Raw genomic sequence first — 357 nt, forward strand, 5'->3', positions numbered from 1 at the left:
GCCCGGCCACGTGTACGTGATCTCCGACAGGCCCTCCAGCTCATCGCTGATCGACACATCGGTCAGCGTCACATTGCCCGTGTTCGTCGCCGTGAAGGTGTACTCGATGAGGTCACCCGGAACCACGCTCGCGTCCTCTTCGAGACCGCCGGTCTTGACGAGCTCGATCGTGGGTGTCGGATCGACCGAGATGATCTCGACGTCCTCGTCCGTGACCGGGTCACCCGAAGGCGGGGTGCCCGTCGTGGTCGCCGTGTTCTCGACCTGGCCAGCGTTCACATCGGCCTGCGTCAGCGTGTAGGTCGCCGTCGCCGTGACCTGCTCACCCGGCTGCAGCGTGCCCTCGGCCCCCGGCCA

At 66.7% G+C, this 357-nt stretch carries 1 protein-coding gene; it reads right to left on the reverse strand.

Going from position 1 to position 357, the window contains the following annotated elements:
• The coding region (locus tag GB932_RS00900) for a CLIPPER-2 domain-containing protein (protein WP_156758910.1) at positions 1-357 on the reverse strand (357 nt) is incomplete at both ends.

The organism is Microbacterium karelineae (assembly GCF_009745985.1).
In the GTDB taxonomy this organism is placed as follows: Bacteria; Actinomycetota; Actinomycetes; order Actinomycetales; family Microbacteriaceae; genus Microbacterium; species Microbacterium karelineae.